This is a genomic window from Aeromonas sp. CA23 (assembly GCF_002587065.1).
GTDB classification, from domain to species: Bacteria; Pseudomonadota; Gammaproteobacteria; order Enterobacterales; family Aeromonadaceae; genus Aeromonas; species Aeromonas bestiarum.
Map to the genome: position 1 here is coordinate 2,542,410 of NZ_CP023818.1, position 23,415 is coordinate 2,565,824.

The 23,415-nt window shown below is 61.5% G+C and carries 21 protein-coding genes; 7 read left to right on the forward strand and 14 right to left on the reverse strand.

What is annotated here, in order from left to right; translation table 11 throughout:
* Positions 1-140 precede the first annotated feature (140 nt).
* The gene (locus CK910_RS11995) at positions 141-611 is read right to left on the reverse strand and encodes an FKBP-type peptidyl-prolyl cis-trans isomerase (RefSeq protein WP_098983252.1); all 471 of its coding nucleotides are present in this window, start codon (positions 609-611) and stop codon (positions 141-143) included.
* A gap of 139 nt (positions 612-750) precedes the next feature.
* Complete coding sequence (locus CK910_RS12000) at positions 751-1,905, reverse strand: sodium:phosphate symporter (protein WP_098983255.1); 1,155 nt, start codon at positions 1,903-1,905, stop codon at positions 751-753.
* 284 nt (positions 1,906-2,189) lie between these two features.
* On the opposite strand from CK910_RS12000, the gene CK910_RS12005 reads away from it, so the two are divergent.
* Complete coding sequence (locus CK910_RS12005; protein WP_098983258.1) at positions 2,190-2,570, forward strand: hypothetical protein; 381 nt, start codon at positions 2,190-2,192, stop codon at positions 2,568-2,570.
* 104 nt (positions 2,571-2,674) lie between these two features.
* Here the strand turns inward: CK910_RS12005 and CK910_RS12010 are convergent, their stop codons facing one another.
* The 4 genes from CK910_RS12010 to CK910_RS12030 all read right to left on the reverse strand — a co-directional run bounded on the left by CK910_RS12010 (position 2,675) and on the right by CK910_RS12030 (position 8,953).
* Positions 2,675-4,027 carry an APC family permease gene (locus CK910_RS12010; RefSeq protein WP_098983261.1) on the reverse strand — a complete coding sequence of 451 codons (1,353 nt, stop codon included), beginning with the start codon at positions 4,025-4,027 and terminating at the stop codon, positions 2,675-2,677.
* Positions 4,028-4,475: 448 nt separating this feature from the next.
* Entirely contained in the window at positions 4,476-5,801 is a 1,326-nt protein-coding gene (locus CK910_RS12020) for an APC family permease (RefSeq protein WP_043134347.1), read from the reverse strand.
* A 210-nt stretch (positions 5,802-6,011) separates the two neighbouring features.
* A complete protein-coding gene (gene gabT / locus CK910_RS12025) occupies positions 6,012-7,304 on the reverse strand; it encodes a 4-aminobutyrate--2-oxoglutarate transaminase (RefSeq protein WP_098983266.1) in 1,293 nt (430 codons plus the stop codon).
* A gap of 185 nt (positions 7,305-7,489) precedes the next feature.
* Entirely contained in the window at positions 7,490-8,953 is a 1,464-nt protein-coding gene (locus CK910_RS12030; protein ID WP_098983268.1) for an NAD-dependent succinate-semialdehyde dehydrogenase, read from the reverse strand.
* Positions 8,954-9,282: 329 nt separating this feature from the next.
* Here CK910_RS12030 and puuR point away from each other — a divergent pair, with 329 nt between their 5' ends.
* Complete coding sequence (puuR, locus tag CK910_RS12035) at positions 9,283-9,882, forward strand: HTH-type transcriptional regulator PuuR (protein WP_098983271.1); 600 nt, start codon at positions 9,283-9,285, stop codon at positions 9,880-9,882.
* 50 nt (positions 9,883-9,932) lie between these two features.
* Positions 9,933-11,210, forward strand: coding sequence for an NAD(P)/FAD-dependent oxidoreductase (locus CK910_RS12040; protein WP_098983274.1), 1,278 nt, complete (start codon positions 9,933-9,935; stop codon positions 11,208-11,210).
* 111 nt (positions 11,211-11,321) lie between these two features.
* Here CK910_RS12040 and CK910_RS12045 read toward each other — a convergent pair whose 3' ends face one another.
* Together CK910_RS12045 and CK910_RS12050 are read right to left on the reverse strand one after the other, a co-directional pair.
* Positions 11,322-11,570, reverse strand: coding sequence for a DUF3297 family protein (locus CK910_RS12045; protein ID WP_042034019.1), 249 nt, complete (start codon positions 11,568-11,570; stop codon positions 11,322-11,324).
* A gap of 220 nt (positions 11,571-11,790) precedes the next feature.
* The gene (locus CK910_RS12050; protein WP_098983277.1) at positions 11,791-12,834 is read right to left on the reverse strand and encodes a helix-turn-helix domain-containing protein; all 1,044 of its coding nucleotides are present in this window, start codon (positions 12,832-12,834) and stop codon (positions 11,791-11,793) included.
* A gap of 187 nt (positions 12,835-13,021) precedes the next feature.
* Between CK910_RS12050 and CK910_RS12055 the strand changes: the two genes are divergently transcribed.
* The gene (locus CK910_RS12055) at positions 13,022-13,363 is read left to right on the forward strand and encodes a DUF805 domain-containing protein (protein WP_098983279.1); all 342 of its coding nucleotides are present in this window, start codon (positions 13,022-13,024) and stop codon (positions 13,361-13,363) included.
* Positions 13,360-13,842, forward strand: a complete 483-nt coding sequence (locus CK910_RS12060) for a hypothetical protein (protein WP_098983282.1) — start codon at positions 13,360-13,362, stop codon at positions 13,840-13,842. The genes CK910_RS12055 and CK910_RS12060 overlap by 4 nt, the downstream gene beginning before the upstream one ends.
* A gap of 45 nt (positions 13,843-13,887) precedes the next feature.
* Here CK910_RS12060 and CK910_RS12065 read toward each other — a convergent pair whose 3' ends face one another.
* A complete protein-coding gene (locus CK910_RS12065) occupies positions 13,888-14,388 on the reverse strand; it encodes an SRPBCC family protein (RefSeq protein ID WP_011706794.1) in 501 nt (166 codons plus the stop codon).
* A 186-nt stretch (positions 14,389-14,574) separates the two neighbouring features.
* Here CK910_RS12065 and CK910_RS12070 point away from each other — a divergent pair, with 186 nt between their 5' ends.
* Both CK910_RS12070 and CK910_RS12075 read left to right on the forward strand, forming a co-directional pair.
* Positions 14,575-14,997, forward strand: coding sequence for a GNAT family N-acetyltransferase (locus CK910_RS12070; RefSeq protein ID WP_043134333.1), 423 nt, complete (start codon positions 14,575-14,577; stop codon positions 14,995-14,997).
* Positions 14,998-15,399: 402 nt separating this feature from the next.
* Positions 15,400-15,810 carry an H-NS family histone-like protein gene (locus tag CK910_RS12075; protein WP_043134332.1) on the forward strand — a complete coding sequence of 137 codons (411 nt, stop codon included), beginning with the start codon at positions 15,400-15,402 and terminating at the stop codon, positions 15,808-15,810.
* Between the two features lie 591 nt (positions 15,811-16,401).
* On the opposite strand, the gene CK910_RS12080 is transcribed toward CK910_RS12075, so the two are convergent.
* From CK910_RS12080 to CK910_RS12100, 5 genes are all read right to left on the reverse strand, one after another.
* Positions 16,402-17,508, reverse strand: coding sequence for a 3-deoxy-7-phosphoheptulonate synthase (locus CK910_RS12080; RefSeq protein ID WP_043134364.1), 1,107 nt, complete (start codon positions 17,506-17,508; stop codon positions 16,402-16,404).
* Between the two features lie 268 nt (positions 17,509-17,776).
* Positions 17,777-18,583 carry a siderophore-interacting protein gene (locus CK910_RS12085; RefSeq protein WP_043134329.1) on the reverse strand — a complete coding sequence of 269 codons (807 nt, stop codon included), beginning with the start codon at positions 18,581-18,583 and terminating at the stop codon, positions 17,777-17,779.
* Between the two features lie 153 nt (positions 18,584-18,736).
* Positions 18,737-20,110: an efflux transporter outer membrane subunit gene (locus tag CK910_RS12090; RefSeq protein ID WP_098983287.1), complete on the reverse strand. Its 1,374-nt coding sequence runs from the start codon at positions 20,108-20,110 to the stop codon at positions 18,737-18,739.
* Complete coding sequence (locus tag CK910_RS12095; protein ID WP_098983290.1) at positions 20,107-22,047, reverse strand: MacB family efflux pump subunit; 1,941 nt, start codon at positions 22,045-22,047, stop codon at positions 20,107-20,109. The genes CK910_RS12090 and CK910_RS12095 overlap by 4 nt, the downstream gene beginning before the upstream one ends.
* The gene (locus tag CK910_RS12100; protein ID WP_098983292.1) at positions 22,044-23,207 is read right to left on the reverse strand and encodes an efflux RND transporter periplasmic adaptor subunit; all 1,164 of its coding nucleotides are present in this window, start codon (positions 23,205-23,207) and stop codon (positions 22,044-22,046) included. The genes CK910_RS12095 and CK910_RS12100 overlap by 4 nt, the downstream gene beginning before the upstream one ends.
* Between the last annotated feature and the right edge of the window lie 208 nt (positions 23,208-23,415).

Sequence of the window (23,415 nt, forward strand, 5' to 3'; positions counted from 1 at the left end):
TGATCCCATAAACGACAAGGCCGGCGCATGGCGCTGGCCTTGTCTGATTATCACGGCATCAGGCTTATTGAATGCCCGGCAGCGCCATGTCGAAGAGGAGCGCGGGCGTTCAGCGGGATCTTGCCGATGGCACAGTCGGTTTATTGAATGCCCAGCAATTCCACGTCGAAGATCAGCACGGATCCCGGTGGTATCTTGCCGGCGGCACGATCGCCATAGGCCAGGTTGGCGGGGATGTAGAAGCGGGTCTTCTCCCCTTCCACCATCAGCTGTACCCCTTCGGTCCAGCCGGCGATCACCTGATTGAGGCCAAACTCGATGGGCTCGCCACGGGAGACCGAGCTGTCGAACACTGTGCCGTCCAGCAGCTTGCCCTCGTAGTGCACCTTCACCTTGCTGGTGGCGGTGGGGTGGACCGTGCCGCTGCCCGGGGTCAGCACCTCGTACTGCAGGCCGGAGGCCGTGGTGGTCACCAGGGGTTTGTCCTTGTTGCCGGCGAGGAACTCGGCGCCTTTGCGCACATTGTCTTGCGCCAACTTTTTGTTGTTGCTGCTCGAGTAGAAGTAGTAGGCGACACCGGCAACCAGCAGCGCGATCAGAATGAATTTCATCAGTTTTTCCTTAAATGCAATGAAGGCGGCATCTTATCCCAGTCGGGGAGGGAGGGCGAGTCGGGACGCGGGAGGATGTGACGCAGCAGACAGACGACGAGGGGGCCAGGAACCGGCCCCCTCGCCTGATGAGGGCGGATTACTTCGCCGCCACCATCATCAGGGCGGGCAGGGCGAAGAAGAGGCCCGCCACGTAACCCAGCGCCAGCAGCTTGTTCTCGCTGCCCACCCGGGCCAGCCCCTCGGCTGCCCGGATGGGCAACTCGCGCAGGAAGGGCACGCCATAGATGAGCGCCACGGCGAACAGGTTGAACAGCACGTGCACCAGGGCTATGGTCAGCGCCAGCTTGGCCCCGGCGCCGCTGATGGCGGTGGCCGCCAGCAGGGCCGTGATGGTGGTGCCTATATTGGCGCCCAGGGTGAAGGGGTAGAGCTGACGGGTGCTGAACAGGCCGCTCCCCGCCAGCGGTATCATCAGGCTGGTGGTGGTGGAGGAGGATTGCACCATGACGGTGACCAGGGTGCCGGAGGCGATGCCGGTCAGCGGACCACGGCCCAGCGCCTTGTGCAGCAGATCCCGGGCACGCCCCACCAGCACCCGTTGCAGCACCTTGCCGAGCCAGGTGACACAGCCGAGGATCAGCAGTATGCCGATGAGGATGGTGGCGATGGCGGGGCCCTTGCCCGGCAGGAAGGCGACCAGGTCGTCGATGAAGGTGAGGGCGGGGGAGATGAGGGGCTTCATGAAATCCATCCCCTGCATCGAGATGTCGGCGGAGCCCACCAGCAGGTTGGCCAGCGCCTCGGCGCTCTTTTGCAGCAGGCCGAACATCAGCTCCAGCGGCAGGAAGATGAACACCGCCAGCAGGTTGAAGAAGTCGTGGACTGTGGCGGCGGCGAAGGCGCGACGAAACTCGGCCCTGTCCCGGATATGGCCCATGGAGACTATGGTGTTGGTGATGGTGGTGCCCAGGTTCGCCCCCATCACCATGGGGATGGCCATGCCGATGGGCAGGCCGCCCGCCACCAGACCGACGATCACCGAGGTGACCGTGCTGGACGATTGCACCAGCGCCGTGGCCAGTATGCCGAGCAGCAGGGCGACGAAGGGGTTGCTCGCGAAGGCGAAGATCTGGGCCGCGCCCTCGGCGCCGCCGGAGAAGCCCTTGAAGCCGTGGGAGACGGCGCCGACGGCCACCAGGATCAGGTAGATAAGGGTGATGACAGCGAGCCAGTTGAACAGTGGGCCGGGACGACGGGTCTGCTGTTGTGCGAAAGATGGGGTGCTGTGCATGAAGCCTCTTGGGACAGTCTGCGTGAAAATGGACGGGCGCATTAGACCAAGGCTCCATGACAGAAATATGACAAGGTGACACTTTTATGATGGTTTGATGACATGGCGGCAGGGGGCCGTGCGCGGGGTAACGAGGGGCGTGCCGCCGTCCATGGCGGACAACCGGTGTCGGAGCCGGAGCCGATTTCGGCCCGTTTGGTGGCGCGCGGGCCCAGGTGCTTGCACCTGGGAGTCAGGGTTATATGCTGGCCTCCTTTCCTTCCCTCAACGAGAGTGATGTTGTTATGCGAGCATGGGTACTGTGTCTTTCCCTGGGTCTGCTGTCTGCCGGTGCGCAGGCCAGCGTGTTCAAGTCCGAGTGCAACCTCGACAAGGCCGTCAAGAACGAGGCGCTCAATGCGACCCTGGGGGTCAAGGGCAACTGTGACACCGACAAGCTGGTGCGCCAGCAGAAAGAGAAAGCCAAGGCGGAAGTGAAGAAGAACACCACTGACGTGCTGGACAAGAAGACCGCCGGCCTCAAAGAGGGCAAGAGCGATATGAAGGCGACCCAGCACAAGGTCAACCAGGCCGGGCAGCAGCTCAAGCAGACCCAGCAGGATGTGAAGGCGGTAGCCAAGGATCCGCTCAAGGCGGCCGCCACCGCCGTGATCAACCAGGGCTGATCAGCAGGCCAGCTGCGGGCATGGCAGGCCGGCGCTGGCTGGGTGCAAAACAAGAAGGGGAGCCATGGCTCCCCTTCTGCTTTCTTGCTGTGTGTCACGGTCCCTTATTGGGAGTCGGCAGTCTCTTCGTACTGACGGAAGGGAATGCGGAACACGGCGAGGCGCAGGAACAGGTAGGTGACCCCGAGCCCCGCCCAGATCAGGCCCAGCTCCAGCGAGCTCTGCTCCAGGTTGATCCAGAGCGCACCGATAGTGGCGGCACCGAGCAGCGGCAGCAGCAGGTAGAGCAGGTGATCCTTGATGCTCTTGTTGCGCTTCTCGCGTACCCAGAACTGGCCTATGACCGACAGGTTGACGAAGGTGAAGGCCACCAGGGCACCGAAGTTCACCAGCGCCAGCGCGGTATCCAGATCGAACGATACGGCGGAGAGGGCCAGACCGCCCACCATCAGCACGTTGATGGCCGGAGTCCGGTATTTCGGGTGTATGTAACCAAACACCCGCTCCGGGATCATGCGATCGCGCCCCATCACGTAGAGGATGCGGGACACGCCTGCGTGCGCCGCCATGCCGGAGGCCAGTACCGCGACCGTGGTGCACACCAGCACCACGCTCTGGAAGAAGGCGCCGCCGACGTAGAGGGCGATCTCGGGCAACACGGCATCGGGCTCCTTGAAACGGGCCAGATCCGGGAAGTAGAGCTGCAGGCAGTAGGAGACCACCACGAAGATGACGCCGCCGATGAGCGCGGTCAGCACTATGGCGCGCGGTATCACCTTGCCGGCGTTCGGGGTCTCTTCACTGAGCGAGCTCAGACCGTCGAAGCCGAGGAACGAGAAGCAGAGGATGGTGGCGCCGGTAAACAGTGGCACCATGCTGGCGGATTCGAAGTGGAACGGCCGGCTGCTCATCAGGGTTGCCGCGCCTTCGCCGTGATAGATGCCCCAGCCCATCAGACCGATGAAGAGGGTGATGATGGCCAGCTGGATCACCACTATCAGGCCATTGAAGTTGGCCACCAGGTTGATGCCGCGCAGGTTGAGGAAGGTCATCACAGTCACCAGACCGAAGATGAAGATCCAGGGATCGACACCCGGGAACATGGCGGTGAGGTAGATCTTGGCCAAGAGGATGTTGATCATCGGCATGAACATGTAGTCGAGCAGGGAAGACCAGCCCACCATGAAACCGACGTAGGGGTTAAACACCTTCTGGGCATAGGTATAGGCAGAGCCCGCAGAGGGGAACTTGCGCACCAGATGGCCATAGCTGAACGCGGTCAGCAGTATGCCGCCCAGCGCCAGCAGATAGGCGGTGGCGACCCGGCCCTCGGTGATGTCACCGACGATGGCGAAGGTATCGAATACGGCCATGGGGGTCAGATAGGCGAGGCCCATCACCACCACCTGCCACATGCTGAGGGTTTTCTTCAGACGAACGGGTTGCTGCTGGCTCATTCAGGCTTCCTCCTTGCACGGACGGCAGGAAGTGGAATGGCTTGAGGCCATGGGACCGGGTTCTCGCGTACTCACAACATCGGTATGCAAACCACAGACGTTGGTCGCGTGGCGACCAAAGCAGGTTCCGGTGGCGACCGGAGACAAAGCAAACAAGAGCCCCATGTTTTTCCTCATTGCGGCATTAGGTTCATCTGAACCTTGATATCATTTCCGGAATGGTTCCGGCCTCGAGTGGTATTGATTTTTTTTCAAAATGAAAATAACCGATGTGGGATCACATCGGTTATGAAAGCGGCGGGATTTTGCCCCAGATGGGGGGGGAAGACAAGCCACTAAGGCCATTCCAGGCAAGAGAATTATCAATGACCTGGTTTATATCAATAAATGGCGTCCGGTCCCGGGTGCGGGAGATGGACGCCAGCCCAGATGTGGCAGGGGTTGCGGCTCAATAGGTCGGCAAGGATACGCGCCAGAAGGTGGTGCGCAAAAACAGATAAATTCCCCCTATGGCAGCCCAGATAAGGCCGAGGATAAGGGAGGTTTGTTCCAGATTGAACCAGAGAACCGCGACAGTCCCTGCCCCGCACAGGGGCAGCACCAGATATTGCAGGTGATCCCTGAGGGTCTTGTTGCGCCCCTGACGCACGTAATAGCAGGCGATCACCGACAGATTGACCACGGTAAAGGCCACCAGGGCGCCGAAGTTGATCAGGGCCAGGGCGATTTCCAGATCGAAGCTGATGGCCGACAGCGCCAGCAGGCCCACCAGCAAGATGTTGAACACCGGGGTCTGCCACTTGGGGTGTATGTAGCCGAAGGTGCGCTGGGGCAGCACCTTGTCCCGCCCCATCACGTAGAGGATGCGGGATACCCCGGCGTGGGAGGAGAGCCCGGAGGCCAGCACGGCCACGCAGGCACACACCAGCACCACGCTCTGGAACAGCTTGCCGCCCACGTAGAGGGCTATCTCGGGCAGCACGGCATCCGGCTCCTTGAAGCGGGAGGCATCCGGGAAGTAGAGCTGCAGGGCATAGGCCACCACCACGAAGATGAGGCCCCCCAGCAGCGCGGTCAGGAAGATGGCCTTGGGGATCACCTTGCCCGCCTCCGGCGTTTCTTCGCACAGGGCGCTCAGACTGTCAAAACCCAGGAAGGAGAAACAGAGGATGGTGGCGCCGGTCAGCAGCGGCAGCACCTCGGCGTTGGCGCTGTAGACGGGTTGCAGGCTGACGGCACCGACCCCTTCACCCTGGGCTATGCCATAGCCAATCAGGGCCAGGAACACCACTATGATGGCGATCTGGATCAGTATGATGATGCCGTTGAGGTTGGCCACCAGATCGATGCCGCGCAGGTTGATGAGGGTCATCAGGGCCGTCATGGCGCAGATGAAGATCCAGGGCTCGACGCCGGGGAAGAGGGCGCTTAGATAGATCTTGGCCAGCAGCATGTTGATCATCGGCAGGAAGACATAGTCCAGCAGGGACGACCAGCCCACCATGAAGCCCACCACGGGGGAGAACTCCTTCTGGGCATAGGTGTAGGCCGAGCCCGCCGAGGGGTAGTGACGCACCATCTGGCTGTAGCTGGTGGCGGTAAAGAGCACGCCGACCAGGGCCAGCAGGTAGGCGGTGGTGACATGACCGTGGGTGATGTCGGTGACGATGCCGAAGGTATCGAACACTACCATGGGGGTCATGTAGGCCAATCCCATCACCACCACTTGCCACAGGGTGAGGGTTTGCTTCAATCGAGCCGGGCGTGGAGCCATTGGCCTATCTCCTTGAATTCGGTGCAGGTTTCCCGCGCAGCGGGCAGGCGCAGGATCCGTGACAGGGGGGCCTCGGCCTTGGAGGGAGCCAAGCGCTCCTGTCATCATTTTTTGGGGCGGCGATGATACCGTATGAGCAGGCCGTCCGCGATGGGCGGCCTGCGGTTATCTGACGGTATTTTTCGCACCGACTGGCAAAACGGCGCGGATCTAGCCTTGACTGGCGGCCGTGAGTGCCTGTTCCAGCAGACCCAACCCTTCCTCGATCAAGGCCGGGGAGGCGGTGAGGGGCGCCAGGAAGCGGATGACGTTGGCCCGCACGCCACAGGAGAGCAGCACCAGCCCGCGCTTGCCCGCCTCGGCCACCAGCCGTTTGGTGAGATCCGGATCGGGTTGGCCGGCATCGCGTCCCTTGACCAGCTCCATGGCCACCATGGCGCCGGGGCCGCGGATGTCGCCGATGCAGTCGAAGCGTTCCGCCAGCTGGTGCAGGCGGGCCTTGATCTGCTCACCCTGGGTCAGGGCTTGCTGGTTGAGCCGCTCCTCCTCGATCACCTCCAGCACCGCCAGGGCGGCGGCGCAGGCGATGGGTGAGCCCGCATAGGTGCCCCCCAGACCGCCCGGCTTGGCGGCGTTCATGATGGTCGCCTTGCCCACCACGGCCGACAGCGGGAAGCCGCCGGCCAGGCTCTTGGCGAGCGTCATTATGTCCGGCTCTATGTCGCTGTACTCGGTGGCAAAGGTCTTGCCGGTGCGACAGAAACCGCTCTGGATCTCGTCGCAGATGAGCACTATGCCGTGCTGATCGCACAGCTTGCGCAGGCTTTGCATGAAGCTTGGGGAGGCGGCATAGAAGCCACCCTCACCCTGCACGGGTTCGAGAATGATGGCCGCGACCCGGGCCGGCTCTATGTCCGAGCTGAAGCAGAGATCCAGCGCGGCCAGGGCGTCGGCCTCGCTCACCCCCAGGTAGTCGCTCGGGAAGGGCAGGTGATAGACCTCCCCCGGGAAGGGGCCGAAGCCGGTCTTGTAGGGCACTACCTTGCCGGTCAGCGCCATGCCCATCATGGTGCGGCCGTGAAAGCCCCCCTTGAAGGCGATGGTGCCGCTGCGACCCGTGTGGGCGCGGGCTATCTTGATGGCGTTTTCCACCGCCTCGGCGCCGGTGGAGAGAAACAGGGTGCGCTTGGGGGTGGATCCTGGTACCAGGGCGTTGAGCTTCTCGGCAAGCTCTATATAGCCGGGGTAGGGGGTGACCTGGAAGCAGGTGTGGCTGAACTTTTCGAGCTGCTCACGCACCGCCGCCACCACTTTCGGGTGGTTGTGGCCTGTGTTGAGCACGGCGATGCCGGAGGCAAAGTCGATGTAGCGGTTGCCCTCCACATCCCACAGCTCGGCGTTCTTCGCCCGCTCGATAAACACCGGCAGCAGGGTGCCGACGCCGTTGACCACGGCGGCTTCACGGCGGGCTTGCCAGGCCTGGTTGTTGTTTGCATGACTCATGTTTTCCTCCATGAGGGGCCAGGGGCCCCTGTCTCAATGATGGCGAGCCTCCCCGGCGGGGAGCACTCACTTCGTCCTTGTCTTGCTGTCTGTCTGCGCTGGCACTATCCCGCCCTGCAGGGCGGGCCCGGTTTGCTCTCCCCCTCAAGAAGGGGGAGACCGGGAGGGCCGGTATAAAACCGCCCCTAGCGAATGCCGCCAAAGCAGAGGTATTTGGTTTCGAGGTACTCCTCCAGCCCCTCGGCCGCGCCTTCGCGACCCAGGCCCGACTCCTTGATGCCACCAAAGGGAGCCAGTTCGGTGGAGATGATCCCCTCGTTGATGCCCACCATGCCGTATTCCAGCTGCTCGGCCACGCGCCACACCCTGGCTATGTCGCGGCCATAGAAGTAGGCGGCGAGACCATAGGGGGTGTCGTTGGCAATGGCGATGGCCTCGGCTTCGGTCTCGAAACGCACCAGCGGGGCGACCGGGCCGAAGATCTCCTCCTGCAAAATGGGGTTGCTCTTGTCGACCTTGCCCAAAATGGTGGGCTGATAGAAGAGCGGGCCGGCGGGATGGGCTTCCCCCCCCAGCAGCAGCTCGGCACCGGCAGCAGTGGCCTGCTTGACCAGCTCGGCCACCTTGCTGGCGGCGGCCGGGTTGATCAGCGGGCCAATCTGGGTGCCCTCCGCCATGCCATCTCCCACCTTGAAGGCCTTGACTGCGGCGGTGAGCTTCTCGGCGAAGGCGTCATAGACGCTGTCCTGCACCAGGATGCGGTTGGCACAGACGCAGGTCTGCCCGGCGTTGCGGTATTTGGAGGCGAGCGCCCCGGCGATGGCGGCATCGAGATCGGCGTCGTCAAATACTATGAAGGGGGCGTTGCCACCCAGCTCCAGCGACAGCTTCTTCATGGTGTCGGCGCACTGGCGCATCAATAGCTTGCCGATGCGGGTGGAGCCGGTGAAGGAGAGCTTGCGCACCGTCTTGTTGTTGCACAGCTCGTTGCCCACCGCGGCCGCCTGATGGCTGGTCACTATGTTGATGACCCCGGCAGGAATGCCTGCCTGCTCCGCCAGTGCCGCCAGCGCCAGCGCACACAGCGGTGTCTCGGCGGCAGGCTTGATGACTATGGTGCAACCGGCGGCCAGCGCCGGGCCCGCCTTGCGGGTGATCATGGCGATGGGGAAGTTCCAGGGGGTGATGGCGGCGACCACCCCCACCGGCTGCTTGATGGTGGCCAGACGCCGGTCGCTGGAGAAACCCGGAATGGTGCGGCCATAGGCGCGCTTGCCCTCTTCCGCGAACCACTGGATGAAGCTGGCGCCATAGGCCACTTCCCCCTTGGCTTCGGCCAGCGGCTTGCCCTGCTCGCAGGTCATGATGCGGGCCAGTTCATCCTGGTTGGCCAGGATGAGCTCGAACCAGGCGTAGAGTTTGTTGCTGCGCTCCTTGGCGGTGAGCGCCGCCCAGGCCGGTTGGGCCGCGTGGGCGGCCTCGATGGCGCGGCGGGTGTCTGCCTCGTCCATGTCGGGCACCTGGGTGATGACCTGACCGGTGGCCGGGTTGTGCACCTCGAAGCGCTGCCCGCCATGGGCCTCGCACCAGCGGCCACCTATATAGGCAAGGGATTTGATCAAGGAGAGAGCAGGTTGTGATGCTGACATGAGAAGCCTCGATTGTGGGTCAGGGTGGTCACGTCATCCCGTGCTGCCACCGTATAGAATAATAAGCACAGGAAGACCATAAATTGAGCTGAAATGTTTTTCAAGTGTTAAATATATTTGAGTAAACTGGGTTGCGCATGCTAGAAATGGAGCTGTCAGGGCGATTTTACCGGTTTTTGCGGTGCTGGGTGTGCAAAATAATGAACGGCGTGCGCCGTGCAGGATAACGAACACACCCGACAGATTGACCCGTTATTTTAACCGGGTGCGCCATCGAATCGAACGGATCGGCCGCCACATATGTTCGCAGGCACACAAGGAGGTGGGCGATGCAGCAACCACAAGGAGAGGCAAGGTGGCAGACCATGACGGATAACCCGTTGATGGGCAAGAGCATGGGGGAGCGCCTCGCCGCCACCCGCCGTCGTCTCGGGCTCTCCCAGCGGCGAGTCGCCGAGCTGAGCGGGCTGACCCATGGCGCCATCTGCATGATAGAGCAGGACAAGGTGAGCCCGTCGGTGGCCTCCCTGCAAAAATTGCTCAACGTCTATGAGTTGCCGCTGTCGCGCTTCTTCGCCGAGGAGGAGGGACGCGCGCCGAGCGTGGTGATCAAGGCCGATCAGCTGATCGAGCTGGGCAGTCAGGGGGTTTCCATGAAGCTGGTGCACAACGGCAACAACCGTCGCCAGCTCGGCTTCATGCTGGAGACCTATGCCCCCGGCACCGACACCGGCGGTCAGGTCAAGCATCTGGGGGAGGAGGTCGGAACCGTGCTGGAAGGGGCCGTGACCCTGACGGTGGCCGGCCAGGCCTATCAACTCAGTGCCGGGGACAGCTACGTGATCGACACGGGCGAGCCCCACAGTTTCAGCAATCCGTCGGGGCAGGTCTGCCGCATCGTCAGCGCCCATACCCCGGCCAACTTCTAGTGTTGAGACTATGTCTCGTTTGGGAAAAGAACCGGTAAGGAAACAGGATCATGACCGAGCATGTAAACAGTTACTACGCAGCCAGTGCCAACAAACACGCACCCTATCCGACCCTGACCGAGCAGCTTGAGTGCGATGTCTGCGTCATAGGTGCGGGTTACACCGGCCTCTCCAGCGCGCTGCATCTGGTGGAAAAGGGCTATTCGGTGGTGGTGCTGGAGGCGGCCCGGGTGGGTTTTGGCGCCAGCGGTCGCAACGGCGGCCAGATAGTCAACTCCTACAGCCGCGACATCGACACCATAGAAGCGAACTGCCCGCCGGATCAGGCCAGGCTGCTCGGCTCCATGTTGTTTGAGGGGGGCCAGATCATTCGCGATCGCATCCAGCGCTACAACATCCAGTGCGACCTGCAGGAGGGCGGGGTCTTTGCCGCCGAGACGGATCGCCAGCTGCATGAGCTCAAGGCCCAGCAGGCCCGTTGGCAGAAGTGGGGCAACGACAAGCTGGAGCTGCTGGACGGGGACGGGATCCGCGAGGTGGTAGCGAGTGATCGCTACGTCGGCGGCCTGCTCGACAAGAGCGGTGGTCATATCCACCCCCTCAACCTGGCGCTGGGGGAGGCGGAAGCCATCCGCATGCAGGGCGGCAGGATCTTCGAGCAATCCGCCGTCACCAGCATCACCCCGGGCCAGCCCGCCCTGGTCAAGACCGCCAAGGGAGCGGTGAAGGCGCGCTTCGTGGTGGTGGCCGGCAACGCCTATCTCGGCAACCTGGTGCCCGAGCTCGCCGGCAAGAGCATGCCCTGCGGCACTCAGGTGGTCGCCACCGAGGTGCTGGGGGAGGAGCGGGCCCGCGCCCTGTTGCCGCAAAACTACTGCCTGGAAGATTGCAACTACCTGCTCGACTACTACCGTACCTCGGGCGATCACCGGCTGATCTACGGCGGCGGCGTTGTCTATGGCGCGCGGGATCCGGCGGATATCGAGCGGCTGATCATCCCCAAGATGCTGAAAACCTTCCCGCAGCTGGCGGACGTCAAGGTGGAGTACACCTGGACCGGCAACTTCCTGCTGACCCTGTCGCGCCTGCCGCAGTTTGGCCGCATCGGCCCCAACATCTATTACATGCAGGGTTACAGCGGCCACGGCGTCACCTGTACCCATCTGGCGGGCAAGCTGCTCTCCGAGGTATTGAGTGGTCAGGCGGAGCGCTTCGATGCCTTCGCCAAGCTGCCGCACTACCCCTTCCCCGGCGGCCGCCTGTTCCGCATCCCCTTCACCGCCGCCGGCGCCGCCTGGTATACCCTGCGCGACCGCTTGGGGGTGTAAGCGCCGCCGATTCTGCCGCAACTTATTGGTGTGGGCAGAATCCAGAAACGACAAGGCCACCGAATGGTGGCCTTGTTTTTTTACCCTGTTGGCGACAGGCGCCTGACTCACTTAGAGATAAAAGGCCTCAACGGTACCTTTCAGGGTGATCAGAATGGGCTGACCGCGACGATCCAGCGCCTTGGGGGAGGGGATTTTTACCCAGCCTTCGCTGATGCAATACTCTTCGACGTTGGTGCGCTCTTTGCCATTGAGTCGAATACCAATCTGGTGTTCGAAACAGGCGGCGACATGGTGCGGGCTGCGCGGGTTGCCTGCAAGGCGATCCGGCAGTGCCGGCTTGGTGTTGGTATCGCTCATCAATATGACCTGAAATGGATAAAAAGTGCGTCATTGTAGAGAATGCCGCCATGGCATTCAAGGTGGCCAAAACGTGTGCAACTATCCCCTCTTCCATGCTGGATGAAGCTGATCCCATATATTAATGGACGATGAGGTCGCTCTCTTCTGTTACCGCCAAGTCGCAGGCAGGCCGGCTTTTGGCGACTGTTTCATGCCTGCGATCATGCTTCGCTGCGTATCACCTGAGCCGTGCTTCGCTCTGTTTTCTGAAGGCGCTGGGGGTCAGGCCGGCGATGCGGGAAAACTCGCGATTAAAGTTGGATTTGGTCTGAAAGCCTGCATTCATCAATATGTGGGTAATGGTCTCATCCGTGGTGAGCAACGCCTGTTTTGCATGCTCGATGCGATATTCATTGACCACTCTGGAGATGCTCTTCTGGTGTACCTGGTTGACCGCCATCGAGATTTGCTTGGCGGGAATACCCAGTTTGCGTGACAGCGCTGCCAGGGTCAGATCCGGGTCAAGGTAGCTGGCTTTTTCTCGCATCAATCTATCCACTCTTGCCACGATCTCGTCGGCCCGCTCTTGTGTCAATAATGACTCCGAGCTTGGTGCCCTGGGAATCTCCGGTATTTGCGGCTGGGCAATATCTTCGACAGCGGGGGTATTTACGCTCACCATGATGACGGCAATTGCCAGCACGGGCAGCAGCACCAGGTGAGCGAGCGTCAAAATATAAAGGGAATATCCGCCCTGATTAACCGCAAAGTCGAGTGAGATAGCCGCATCTATCATGGCAGAGAACAACAGCATCCAGCCCGCCACCTGCTCTGCCCTTTTCACGCCTTCCCAATGGCTGAATGAGACATGGATAAGCAGCGGCTCTTTGGCGGAGTAGCGTACCAGCGCGATGCCATAAAACAGATAAATGGCTGTAATGATCCCATCCAGTGGCAAGGCGAGAAAGGGGTGAGTGCAGAGACTGACGGCAACCAATATCGGTCCCGCAACATGGTGATAAGCGACCCTGTGGGTGTCGGTGGCTGCATGGGTAAAAATGAGCCAGGCGGCCACAGGGATCAGTGAGGCAAGTAGTGGCTGGGCCATGCTGAAGAGCGCAACATCGAATGTCCAGCGCAGCCCAACCAGCCCGGTGGTAGCCGCACAGAGCGCCAAAAACAGGCAAGCCGCTTTTGCTTGGTCGGCCAATCGCACATACAGGATCACCGCCAGCAAGACCAGCAGCAAAGAGACAACAAAGGGTACGGGAATTGCGAGCATAACCGATCCGGATCCCAGTCATGGTGGTGAAAAGATAACGTCATGCCAGCATAACGATTTGCATCCAGGTAAAGAAGAATGTCGCGGACCAAGACGGGTTTTAGCACGTCCTAAAACCGGTTTCAGGACGTCTACCGCTGCGTTAGCCCCCAGGATGGGTGACCAAATAACGCTGGAGATAGCCTGAATGTGCTCTTTTTATTTACTCGTGTGGCGCCGCTATGCTGATTTTTCCGGTCGCTCCTCCAGAAAGGAGTTCTGGATGTTCATGCTGGTTCATGTGCTGGTTACCCTGATGTGCATCGCATTGGATGTGGGCATCAATGGTCTGAGCGGCTTGGAGGTTGGTTATAGCGTGGTGAGCACCATCCCCATGGTCGCTGTCATGGTCCGCCGGCTGCACGATATTGATCGCTCGGGATGGTGGGGATGGATCTTTTTTGTCCCTGGCGTGGGTCCCTTTGTGTTGATCTATTTGCTTGCTCGGCAAGCTTGTTCAGGCCGCCCCTCCGTGAGGGAGGCATCATGAAACATTGCCTCTTGTTGCTCATGCTGATAAGTCCGGTCGCACTCGCTGACGCCGTCAATATTCACCCATTCCCCAAGGGGGCGCAGGGTATATTGTCGGTAGAGCGTCTGACCCAGGGGAAACTGTTGTGGCTGCAGGGCCGGGTTGGTGAGGGAAGCTATACCCGTGTTGATGGCGAAGGGCGTCACTGTACCATCAGGGTGCCGGTTGCAGTGGGTCGTGTTGCGAATACCGGGTTGGGGATAGACGCTGTGGAGGGACTGTCAATCATTGTGATGAATAAACGGTTAAGCGAAGCCTTAATCAAGGGGGAGCGCATTAATAGCAACGAATGGCAGTTTGTTGCGCTGGCGGAACGTCGCGCTGCAGATGGTTACATAGTAAAAGGCATAGCGGCAGATGAAGGATTCGTGCTCAATTCAAAACGGCGCTGGATTTCCTGGCTATTGGATGAGGCGCCCATGCTGCATTGCCAGTAACCCCATTGAAAAACACCGCCTGTGGGCGGTGTTTTACTATGGGCCTTATTGGGCCAGGGATTTCAGTTGCTGCTTGTCCGGCGGGTTATTCCAGTCGATGGGACCATGGGTGAAGCGGTACTGCAGGCGGGGCAGGCTGGTCTCCAGCCACTCTTCCCGAAAATAGGCATAGCCCTGATCCCAGTCAGGATCGTTCGCCCAGCCGGTTTGCAGGAAGTAGAGCCGGGTGCCCTGACCTTCCGGCACGAACCGCAGGCTGACCTGGGTCTTTTGCAGGCGAATGTGGGGCAGGGAGGGCGGGAAATTCCAGCTGAAGCTGAGCAGGTCGTGGGGCATGACGGCCATCACCCGGCAGCCTTCGCTGCCACGTTCACCCAGTGGGGCATCGGGTCTGAAATAGATTTCGAACGGACCATTCGGTTCGGGCACCATCAGACATTCCGGCGCCAGGAAGCTGCGCAGGCCGCTCTCGGTTGTCCAGGCGCGCCAGACATCGTCGATATGGGCCGGAACAAAGATGTTACCTTCTATCTGCTTGTTATCCATAAATCAGCGAGCCTCAAACCATCCATACATGGGACTCAGGCAGTATAGCCCCACGGGCGATAAAATGGACAGAGGTGTGTCACATCCGTGCCATCCATCGGTCAGTCATACTGGCCTGGCAATTTGACATGATGTGGCGATCCATCGACAGTGGTGCCAGGTGATCATAGTGACGAGGAAGGCTTGATGATCAGAGTCATGCGAGAGACAGACACTCCCTACTTGGCGCAGTTGTTTCTGAAAGGGCGGCGTCAGACCTTTCACTGGGTCGATCCTTCCCACTTTCGGCTGGAGGATTTCGACGAACAGACCCGGGGCGAGCAGATCTGGGTGGCCGAACAGGGCGGTGCCCCCTGCGGGTTTGTCTCCATCTGGGGGGAGGAGAGCTTCGTGCATCATCTCTATGTATCGGCCGACTGGCATGGTCAGGGGCTGGGGCGAGCCCTGCTTGCCCAGGGATTGGCGGCGTTCCAGAAACCGGCCTCGCTCAAGGTGGCGACCCATAATACGGCTGCCCTGGCCTTCTACCATCGCCTGGGCTGGCAGAACACGGAGGAGACGGGTCACTGCGAGATCACCGGCCCCTGGCGTCGGCTCAGCCTCGAATAGTGCTCGTCAGCGGCAGGTAAAAATGAGGATGAAAAATGTCAGGGGCTATGGGCCCCTGACGACAATATATAGCGCCAATCGTCTACCTTGAGTCTCGTGTGGGTGGCATGGGTTTTAACAGCCGTGGCCAATTGTAAAAATAGCTGACGCAAGTGTGATGAGAAATATACCTGGGCGGTCCATGCCTATTTGCTAGGCCGGTATGGGGGAATTGTGCCGAGCGTGATCAGCTGGCCTTGCGCAATGACCAATGGGTGAATAAAGTTGCTGACATATTCAGCCAATAGTTTTTGTTAAGAAAGTGACAGCAGCTATAAAATCATTATGTTGTTATCAGACAGGCATGCTATTCTCAAGCTGTGTTATCCCTGTGACAAACAAAAATAATTCTGTGAGGAAGTAATGAACGAGTTTCTGAAAGTTCTGCTGAACATTCGCAGCCTGCGCGCTGCCATCCGTGAATTGCCGTTTGAACAGCTGCAAGAAGCAAAAGAAAAGTTTGAGCTGGTATATAACGAGCGTGCCGAGTCCGTTGAACAAGAGCGTGCCGAACAGGAAGAGCGTCAGCGCAAGCTGAGCGAGTTCACTGAAATGCTGCAGCAAGCCGGTATCGACCCGCGCGAGCTGATCAACAGCGCCGCTGCTCCGGCCGCCGCTGCTGGCGCGACCAAGAGCAAGCGTGCTCCGCGTCCTGCCAAGTACAAGTACCAGGAAGACGGCCAGGAGAAGACCTGGACCGGTCAGGGCCGTATGCCGAAAGCCATTGCCGAGCAAGTTGCGCTGGGCAAGGATCTGAATGATTTCCTGATCTGATCCATTGGATCTGTCATGAATGATGCCGCCCGCGAGGCGGCATTATTATTGGTGCTCACCGAAACTCTCTCCTGTCAATTCCCCACTCATTTTGTACCACCCCGTTTGTCGTCGTATGACGCATCGGTTCAGTCCATGTGTTTGCCTCCTTTATTGGCCGATTAATTGTGATCCGTCTGCATCTGGGTGGTGATGTTGCGCTCTATTTTATTGCAGCGCGCTTGTCGACTACTCGTGAGAGTCAATCTGTTGGACTCATATAGCCCGGTACATATTCTTCTCTGCCATTCCCCAGAAAATTAGGGGGCATTAAGCTGCCCGCAAGCAAGCCGTGCTTCTTTTTCACTCATTGGGCTTGTCTGTGCCATTAAGCCAGCTGTTTTTCAGTTTTATCTGGCGCAGCATAATGGGGCGCCGCTATACCGTTGTTTATCATGGCTAGGGATATTTTCTTTATCCCCTGCGGACTCGGATATCCAGAATATTCAACCTGAACGGATCACCCGGGTCGTGCGGGCGTGGCGAGGGAGCTGCATTGCAGGGGGGAGAGACAGGGGAAATCAGGCTCCCGCGGGGGGAGCCTTCCCGGGTTCAACTGGCCAGCTGGGCATCCCAGATCGCCTTGCCAGGCTGGACCTTGACGCTGTGCTGGCGGCGGGCCTCCACGGCATCGGCCAGCATGGCGAGCAGGGTCTGGGTATCGTCCCAGCACAGGCAGGCGTCGGTGACCGATTGGCCGTAGGCGAGCTGGTTCAAGGGCGCAGGCTTCTGGCTGCCCCCTTGCAGGAAGCTTTCGACCATGACGGCGGCGATGGCGTCGCTGCCTTCTCCCAGTTGACGACAGAGCTCCCCCGCCACCCGGATCTGGTTCTTGTGCAGCTTCTGGCTGTTGCCGTGGCTGCAGTCCACCATCAGGCGGTGGCTGAGCCCCTGTCGCGTCAGTCGTTCGGCGGCATCCTCCACGTCGCTCTGGTGGTAATTGGGGCGCGTACCACCGCGCAATATGATGTGGCCGGCCGGGTTGCCTTCGCTCTTGATCACCACAATGCCGCCCTGACTGCCCGGCGCGGTAAACAGGTGGGAGGCTTCACTGGCCTGGATGGCATCGATGGCCACCCGGATATTGCCGTCCGTGCCGTTCTTGAAGCCGACGGGGCAGGGCAGGGCCGAGGCCAGCTGCCGGTGCACCTGGGACTCGGTGGTACGGGCGCCTATCGCCCCCCAGCTGATGAGATCGGCCAGATAGAGGAAGCTGGTGGTATCGAGAAACTCGGTGGCGGTGGCCAGCCCCAGCCGGTTGATATCGAGCAGCAGCTGGCGCGCCAGCCGCAGGCCATGGCCTATGTCGTTGCTGCCGTCCAGATGGGGGTCGAACACCAGTCCCTTCCAGCCGACCGTGGTGCGGGGCTTCTCGAAGTAGGTGCGCATCACTATCTGCAATCTGTCTTGATAGGCGTCGGCAAGTCGCGCCAGCCGTTGGGCGTAATCGAGGGCGGCGAGCGGATCATGGATGGAGCAGGGGCCTATCACCACCAGCAGACGATCGTCCTCTCCTGTCAGGATCTGGCGAACCTGCTGGCGATGGTGTGCGATCAGCGCCGTGGTCGGGGCGGGACAGGGATGAAGTGCCAACAGGTCGGCAGGAGTGGGGAGAGCCTCCACCGCGAAGGCGCGCATTACCGAGTTCAAAACTGCCATCTGGATTACCTTGCTGTGCAAACGGGAGTGAATGACGTGCGCGCCACGCCTGACCCATGAGGTCATGGCGAGGGTGCTGCAATGGGGCATCATCACTGTTTATTGTTGAGAGTGATTATCATTATCTTGTTGTCTGTCTCAAATGCAAGCACAACCGAGCGGATCACCAGAATGGGGGGAGAGGGGTCAAAACGGGGGAGGGCAGATAGCCATCACGCCCATGACCGGCAGGCCATGAGCTTGATAATGGGAGGAAAAATGTGGGGGATCAGCTGTCCATCACGTCGTGACGGGCGTGGTGATAGGCCTCTTCATCCTTGCCTTGACGCCAGTAGGGCACGGCGTAGACGCGCGTGCGATCCACCTCCAGGGTGCGCCTGACGTGACGGCGCAAGGGCACCACCAGCCCCTCTTCGCCGCCGAACCAGAAGTAGCTCGCCTGCTCCTGCATCGGCAGGGCGGTGAAATAGGCCACCAGCGGTTCTGTCTGTTCGGGGGTGCCGATAAACCAGCGCAGGCTGACGCCAGCCGGCAGCGACAGATCCTGCACATCTTCCTGATAGGGCACCAGCAGGGCGATATGGCCCTGGGCGTCGGCGGGCATCACCTCCGCCATGGCGCTGATGGCGGGCAGGGAAGTGAGATCCCCCGCCATGTAGTAGTGCCGGGCGGGTTGCAGCATGGGATCCGGGCCGCCCGGGCCCGAGATGGCCAGCAGATCGCCGGGCTGGGCCTCAAGGGCAAAGCGGCTGGCGGGGCCGGCATCGCCGTGCAGGGCGAAGTCGATGTCCAGCTCCAGCGCCTCGCGGCGAAACGCCCGTATGGTGAAGGTGCGCATGATGGGGCGCTGGCTCGGGTCTTCCCAGCGCGGCCCTTGCGGGGTGGGCGTGGGCAGCACGGCATGGGCCTGGCCTGGCTGGGGCAGCATGATCTTGATATGGGCGCCGCCGCAGGTGAAGGGGTAGTCAGCGAGTTCCGGGCTGGTCAGGCAGACTCGGCGCAGATGCGGGCTCACATCCCGGATGTGTTTGACCGTGAGCAGACGAGGACGATTGACCGGGGCGGGCTGAGACATATGGATACTCCTGACTGATAATGGCGCCCATTTTTCATTAAATGAAAACTATTATCAATTGCTTTGTGTGGCAGTCCGTCAGGAAGGGGGCATGAAAAGGGGAAAAAAACACCGCCTCTCATGGCATGAGTGGCGACGTCGCCAGGCCTTGGGTTAGCTGCGATCGCTGCCCCCCAACGCCTTGTAGATCCTGGCCATGGTGTTGAGCTGCTCCTTCTGCTGACCGAGCAGGGCGAGCTCGGCATCCCACAGCCGGTTCTGCTCATCCAGCCAGGCCTGCACCCCGGTGGCACCGGCCTGGAAACGGGCCTTGGCCAGCCGCTCCGCCTCTTTGGCAAACGCCAGCTGTTCGGCCAGATAGCTCAGGCGCTGCTCGCCATGATGGCGGGCGGCCAGGCCATCTTCCACCTCCACCAGGGCGGTGTAGAGCTGCTTGCGAAACTCGGACTCGGCGATCTGGTAGTCAAGCTCTGAGCCCGCGATGGCGAGCCGGGTCTTGTTGTATTCGAGGAAGGGCAGCGCCAGGGTGGCGCCCAGGGTGCCTACCGGGTTTTGCAGCACCTGGGTCAGGGTATCCGAGCTGGTGCTGGCCCCGCCGGTGAGGCTCAAGCTGGGGTAGAAACCTGTGCGGATCTCGTCCCCTTTCGCCAGTGTCTTGCGCAGCCGCAGCTCGGCGGCGCGCACGTCGGGGCGCCGTGCCAGCACATCCGCCGGTATGCCGACCGCCAGCGACGGCGCGGGCGTCGTCGTCAGTGCGCTCGGGGCAAATGGCAGTGGACCACTGCTGCGACCGAGCAACAGCCGCAGGGCGTTGCGGGCCTGTTCCTGCTGCATCAGGAGCGAGCTGAGTTCCGCTTGCTTGCCCGCCTTCTGCTGGCTGGCCTGCACCAGATCGAGCCGGGTGACGGCGCCGGCCTGGTATTTGGCCCGGGTCAGCTGCTCGGCGCGGGCATAGTTGGCCAGTTGCCGCTCACCCAGGCTGACGGCCGAGCCGAGATAGGCCAGTTGCCAGTACTGCTCCAGCGCCTTGCCGATCAGCATCAGACGGGTGGCTGCCAGATCCTGGGCGGAGGCTTGGGCTTCCCAGCTCGCCTGATCCCGCACCGAGGCGAGCCGGCCCCACAGATCCACCTCGTAGCCGAGGGTCAGGGTGGGGCCCATGCTGCCGCTGGCCTTGCCACTCTTCAGATCCTTGGTGCCGTTGGCGCCCAGGCTGGCATTGACCGAGGGGGTCAGGTTGGTATCGGCGAGATCCGCACCCAGCAGTGCGCTTCTGAGCCTCAGTCCGGCGACCTGCATGTCGGGGTTGGCGGCCAGCACGGCCTCCACCAGCTGATCCAGCGCCGGATCATGAAACCCTTGCCACCAGAGGCCGGCTTGCTGCCGGGTGAGACCCTCGTCCGGCTGCTGCCAGCTCGGGGCCAGCGCCAGATCTTGTCTGTGATAGCTGCTCTGCTGGCTGCAGGCGCTCACGCCTGCGGCAAGGGCGAGGCAGAGCCCCAGTCTGGATAAGTTGTGCATCGTCATTCCCTCGCCAGCGCCTCGACCGGATCGAGCCGGGCGGCATTGCGGGCGGGCAGGTAACCAAACAGGATCCCGATGAGCGAGGAGCAGCCAAACGCCATCAGGATGGAAAAGAGAGAGAACTGCATCTGTATGCTCTCCACGAACAGGGAGAAGAGCAGGCCGATGAGCAGGGAGACGCCGACCCCGAGCATGCCGCCGAGCAGGCTGACCATCACCGCCTCGATCAGAAACTGCTGCAAGATGTCGGACTGGCGGGCGCCGACCGCGATGCGGATCCCGATTTCGCGGGTGCGCTCCACCACCGAGACCAGCATGATGTTCATCACCCCGACCCCGCCGACGATGAGGGAGATCACCGCGATGGCGGAGACCAGCAGCGTCATGGTGGCCGTGGTCTTCTCCACCGATTTTATGATGCTGTCGCTGCTGAAGGTGAAGAAGTCCTTCACCCCGTGGCGCTGGGTCAGCAGCTCGATGGCGGCCTGTTCGGCAAGGGCGGGTTGCACCCCGTCCTTGACCCGGATGGTGAGCTGGCTGAAGTGGTTCTGGGAGATAAGGCGGCTCATCACGGCGCTGTAGGGCAGCCAGACATTGACCGACTGGCTGCTGCGGCCAAACCCCGTCTCCTCTTCCACCACGCCTATGATGCGCACCGGCAGGGTGCCGACCAGCACCACCTGGCCGACGGGATCTTCCTCGCCGAGCAGGCTCTTTATGGTCTTGCCATCCACCACGGCCACCGCGGCCCGGTTCTGGATGTCGCGCTCGTCAAACAGGCGGCCGCTGGTGAGTTTCATCCCCTTGACCCGGAAGAAGTCGCTGCCGACTCCCACTATGCTGCCACTGCTGGTTTTGTTGCGATAACGCAGCTGACCCGACGAGGCAATCTGGGGGCTGGCCCCTTCCAGATAGGGCTGGCCGAGCAGGGCATCGAGATCCCGCTTGTTGAGGGTCTGGATGCTGGCGGCCTTCTCGTCCCCCCAATCCTTGCCGGGGAAGATGTCTATGGTGTTGGTGCCCATGGCGTTGATCTGATCGATCACCTTGGCACGGGCGCCCTGACCGAGTGCGACCACGCTCACCACGGCGGCTATGCCTATGATGATGCCGAGCATGGTGAGGAAGGTGCGCATGCGGTGGGCCAGCATGGCGTGCAGCGCCATGCGCCCCGCCTCGCGATAGCGATCCCAGTCGTTGCCACCGGCCCTGGCGGCGGGTGGGGCGGGCTGAAGGGGGGCTGTGGCCGTGGCCGGTTTACCGCTGTCTTCCAGTACCCGGCCATCGCGCAGCGTGATGATACGATCCGCGTGGCTGGCCACCGCCATGTCGTGGGTCACCAGTATGATGGTGTGGCCCTGAGCGTGCAGCTCCTTGAGGATGGCCATCACCTCCTTGCCGCTCTGGCTGTCGAGGGCCCCCGTGGGTTCGTCCGCCAGGATCACCTCGCCGCCGTTGGCCAGCGCCCGGGCGATACTGACCCTCTGCTGCTGGCCGCCGGAGAGCTGGCCCGGGGTGTGATGGCTGCGATCGCTCAAGCCCAGCCGTGCCAGCAGGGCTTGGGAGCGCACCTGCCGTTCGGGACGGGAGGCGCCGGCATAGACGGCCGGGATCTCCACGTTGGCGGCGGCATTGAGGTGCGGCAGCAGGTGGTAGCGCTGAAAGATGAAACCAAAGTGGTGGCAGCGCAACCGGGCCAGGGAGAGGGCGTCCAGGGTGGCTGTGTCCTGGCCCCGGAACAGGTACTGGCCCGCGCTTGGACGATCGAGGCAGCCGAGCAGGTTCATCAGGGTGGATTTGCCGGAGCCGGAGGCGCCGACGATGGCGATCATCTCCCCCGCCTCTATGGTCAGATCCAGCGGATGCAGGACGGTAACCTCCTGCTCCCCGCTCTGATAGCGTCGCTCTATGCCCTTGAGCTGGATCAGCGGCTCGCTCACAGCATTATCTCCATGTCACCGTCGCTGACCGGCTTGCCCTGGCCCAGGGTGACCTTCTCCTGCTCGCTCAGGCCGCTGACCACTTCTACCTTGATGTCATCCTTCATGCCGGTCTTGATACGGCGCGTCTCTTTCTGATCGTCATCCTTGAGCAGGGTGACCTCGTACTCGTTCTCCCCCAGCTTCTTGCCAAGGGCCGTCTGTGGAATGGTCAGCACCTGCTTGCGCTCGCCGAGCACTATGGTGACTTGCGTGGTCATGGCGACCCGCAGGGTGTGATCCAGGTTGGGCACGTCGAACAGGGCGTAGTAGTAGACGGCGGCATTGCTGGTGGCCGTGGTGCTGGTGGCCTGCTCGTTGATGTTGGTGGGGGCCAGCTCGACCGTGCGCAGAGTGCCGTGATAGCGGGTGTCCGCATCCCCCATCAGGGTGAAATAGACCGGCATGCCGGCCTTGACCCGGGTGACATCTGCCTCGGAGATCTGCGCCTTCACCGTCATTGTCTCCAGGTTGGCGAGCTTGAGCAGGGTCGGCACCGTCTGGCTGGCGGCCAGGGTCTGGCCCTGGCGGGTCACTATGCTGACGACTGTGCCATCCATGGGGGCCAGGATGCGGTTATAGCCCAGCTCCGTCTTGGTGCGATCCACCTTGATCAGCGCATTCTCGATCTCGGCCTGGGCGCTCTGCAGCTCGGCCCGGGTGACCGCCAGCTGGGCTTCGGCGCTCTCCAGATCGGCGCGGGAGCTGGCTTCCTGCCTGAACATCTGCTGCTGACGACGCCAGGCCAGCTCGTTTTGCTTGAGCTGTGCCTGCTTGATCTTGAGCTGGGCGCGGCGACTGGCGAGATCCGCCTCGGCGGTCTTGAGGTTGTTCTGGGCGAGCAGCGGGTCTATCTCGGCCAGCAGCTCCCCCTGCTTGACGTTCTGCCCTGCCTCGACCGCCAGATAGGTCACCTGACCCGAGACCTGGGCACCCACATCCACCTGCTCTATGGCCTGCAGTACGCCGCTGGCCAGCACAGTCTGCTCCACATCCTGACGAGTCACTGGCGCGCTCAGCACGGGCTCGGGGGCCTTGTTCGGCCAGGCCAGCCAGGAGATGGCAGCCAGCGGGAGCAGGATGAGCAGGGCGAATTTTCGCTGCTTGGGGGTTATGTTCATTTATCACCTGAAAGAAACGTGCGAAGGCGTGCAAGGGCAATATCCTGCAGCAAACGAGGCTTAAAAAACAGCGATGAATATGTAAGGAAACATGTAGATAGCCTTGTCATTACCGGCCTTGCCTGCCGTCAGGACTGTGGCTGGGCGGCGGCCTGGATGGACAGGGTGGCGAGGTGCGAGGGCGTGCGCGAGAGGGAGTAACGCGAGG

Excerpts from the sequence above, each read along its gene's own strand:
- CK910_RS11995 (WP_098983252.1), bottom strand. The coding sequence starts at position 611 with ATGAAATTCATTCTGATCGCGCTGCTGGTTGCCGGTGTCGCCTACTAC.
- CK910_RS12000 (WP_098983255.1), bottom strand. The coding sequence starts at position 1,905 with ATGCACAGCACCCCATCTTTCGCACAACAGCAGACCCGTCGTCCCGGC.
- CK910_RS12005 (WP_098983258.1), top strand. The coding sequence starts at position 2,190 with ATGCGAGCATGGGTACTGTGTCTTTCCCTGGGTCTGCTGTCTGCCGGT.
- CK910_RS12010 (WP_098983261.1), bottom strand. The coding sequence starts at position 4,027 with ATGAGCCAGCAGCAACCCGTTCGTCTGAAGAAAACCCTCAGCATGTGG.
- CK910_RS12020 (WP_043134347.1), bottom strand. The coding sequence starts at position 5,801 with ATGGCTCCACGCCCGGCTCGATTGAAGCAAACCCTCACCCTGTGGCAA.
- gabT (WP_098983266.1), bottom strand. The coding sequence starts at position 7,304 with ATGAGTCATGCAAACAACAACCAGGCCTGGCAAGCCCGCCGTGAAGCC.
- CK910_RS12030 (WP_098983268.1), bottom strand. The coding sequence starts at position 8,953 with ATGTCAGCATCACAACCTGCTCTCTCCTTGATCAAATCCCTTGCCTAT.
- puuR (WP_098983271.1), top strand. The coding sequence starts at position 9,283 with ATGCAGCAACCACAAGGAGAGGCAAGGTGGCAGACCATGACGGATAAC.
- CK910_RS12040 (WP_098983274.1), top strand. The coding sequence starts at position 9,933 with ATGACCGAGCATGTAAACAGTTACTACGCAGCCAGTGCCAACAAACAC.
- CK910_RS12045 (WP_042034019.1), bottom strand. The coding sequence starts at position 11,570 with ATGAGCGATACCAACACCAAGCCGGCACTGCCGGATCGCCTTGCAGGC.
- CK910_RS12050 (WP_098983277.1), bottom strand. The coding sequence starts at position 12,834 with ATGCTCGCAATTCCCGTACCCTTTGTTGTCTCTTTGCTGCTGGTCTTG.
- CK910_RS12055 (WP_098983279.1), top strand. The coding sequence starts at position 13,022 with ATGTGCTCTTTTTATTTACTCGTGTGGCGCCGCTATGCTGATTTTTCC.
- CK910_RS12060 (WP_098983282.1), top strand. The coding sequence starts at position 13,360 with ATGAAACATTGCCTCTTGTTGCTCATGCTGATAAGTCCGGTCGCACTC.
- CK910_RS12065 (WP_011706794.1), bottom strand. The coding sequence starts at position 14,388 with ATGGATAACAAGCAGATAGAAGGTAACATCTTTGTTCCGGCCCATATC.
- CK910_RS12070 (WP_043134333.1), top strand. The coding sequence starts at position 14,575 with ATGATCAGAGTCATGCGAGAGACAGACACTCCCTACTTGGCGCAGTTG.
- CK910_RS12075 (WP_043134332.1), top strand. The coding sequence starts at position 15,400 with ATGAACGAGTTTCTGAAAGTTCTGCTGAACATTCGCAGCCTGCGCGCT.
- CK910_RS12080 (WP_043134364.1), bottom strand. The coding sequence starts at position 17,508 with ATGGCAGTTTTGAACTCGGTAATGCGCGCCTTCGCGGTGGAGGCTCTC.
- CK910_RS12085 (WP_043134329.1), bottom strand. The coding sequence starts at position 18,583 with ATGTCTCAGCCCGCCCCGGTCAATCGTCCTCGTCTGCTCACGGTCAAA.
- CK910_RS12090 (WP_098983287.1), bottom strand. The coding sequence starts at position 20,110 with ATGACGATGCACAACTTATCCAGACTGGGGCTCTGCCTCGCCCTTGCC.
- CK910_RS12100 (WP_098983292.1), bottom strand. The coding sequence starts at position 23,207 with ATGAACATAACCCCCAAGCAGCGAAAATTCGCCCTGCTCATCCTGCTC.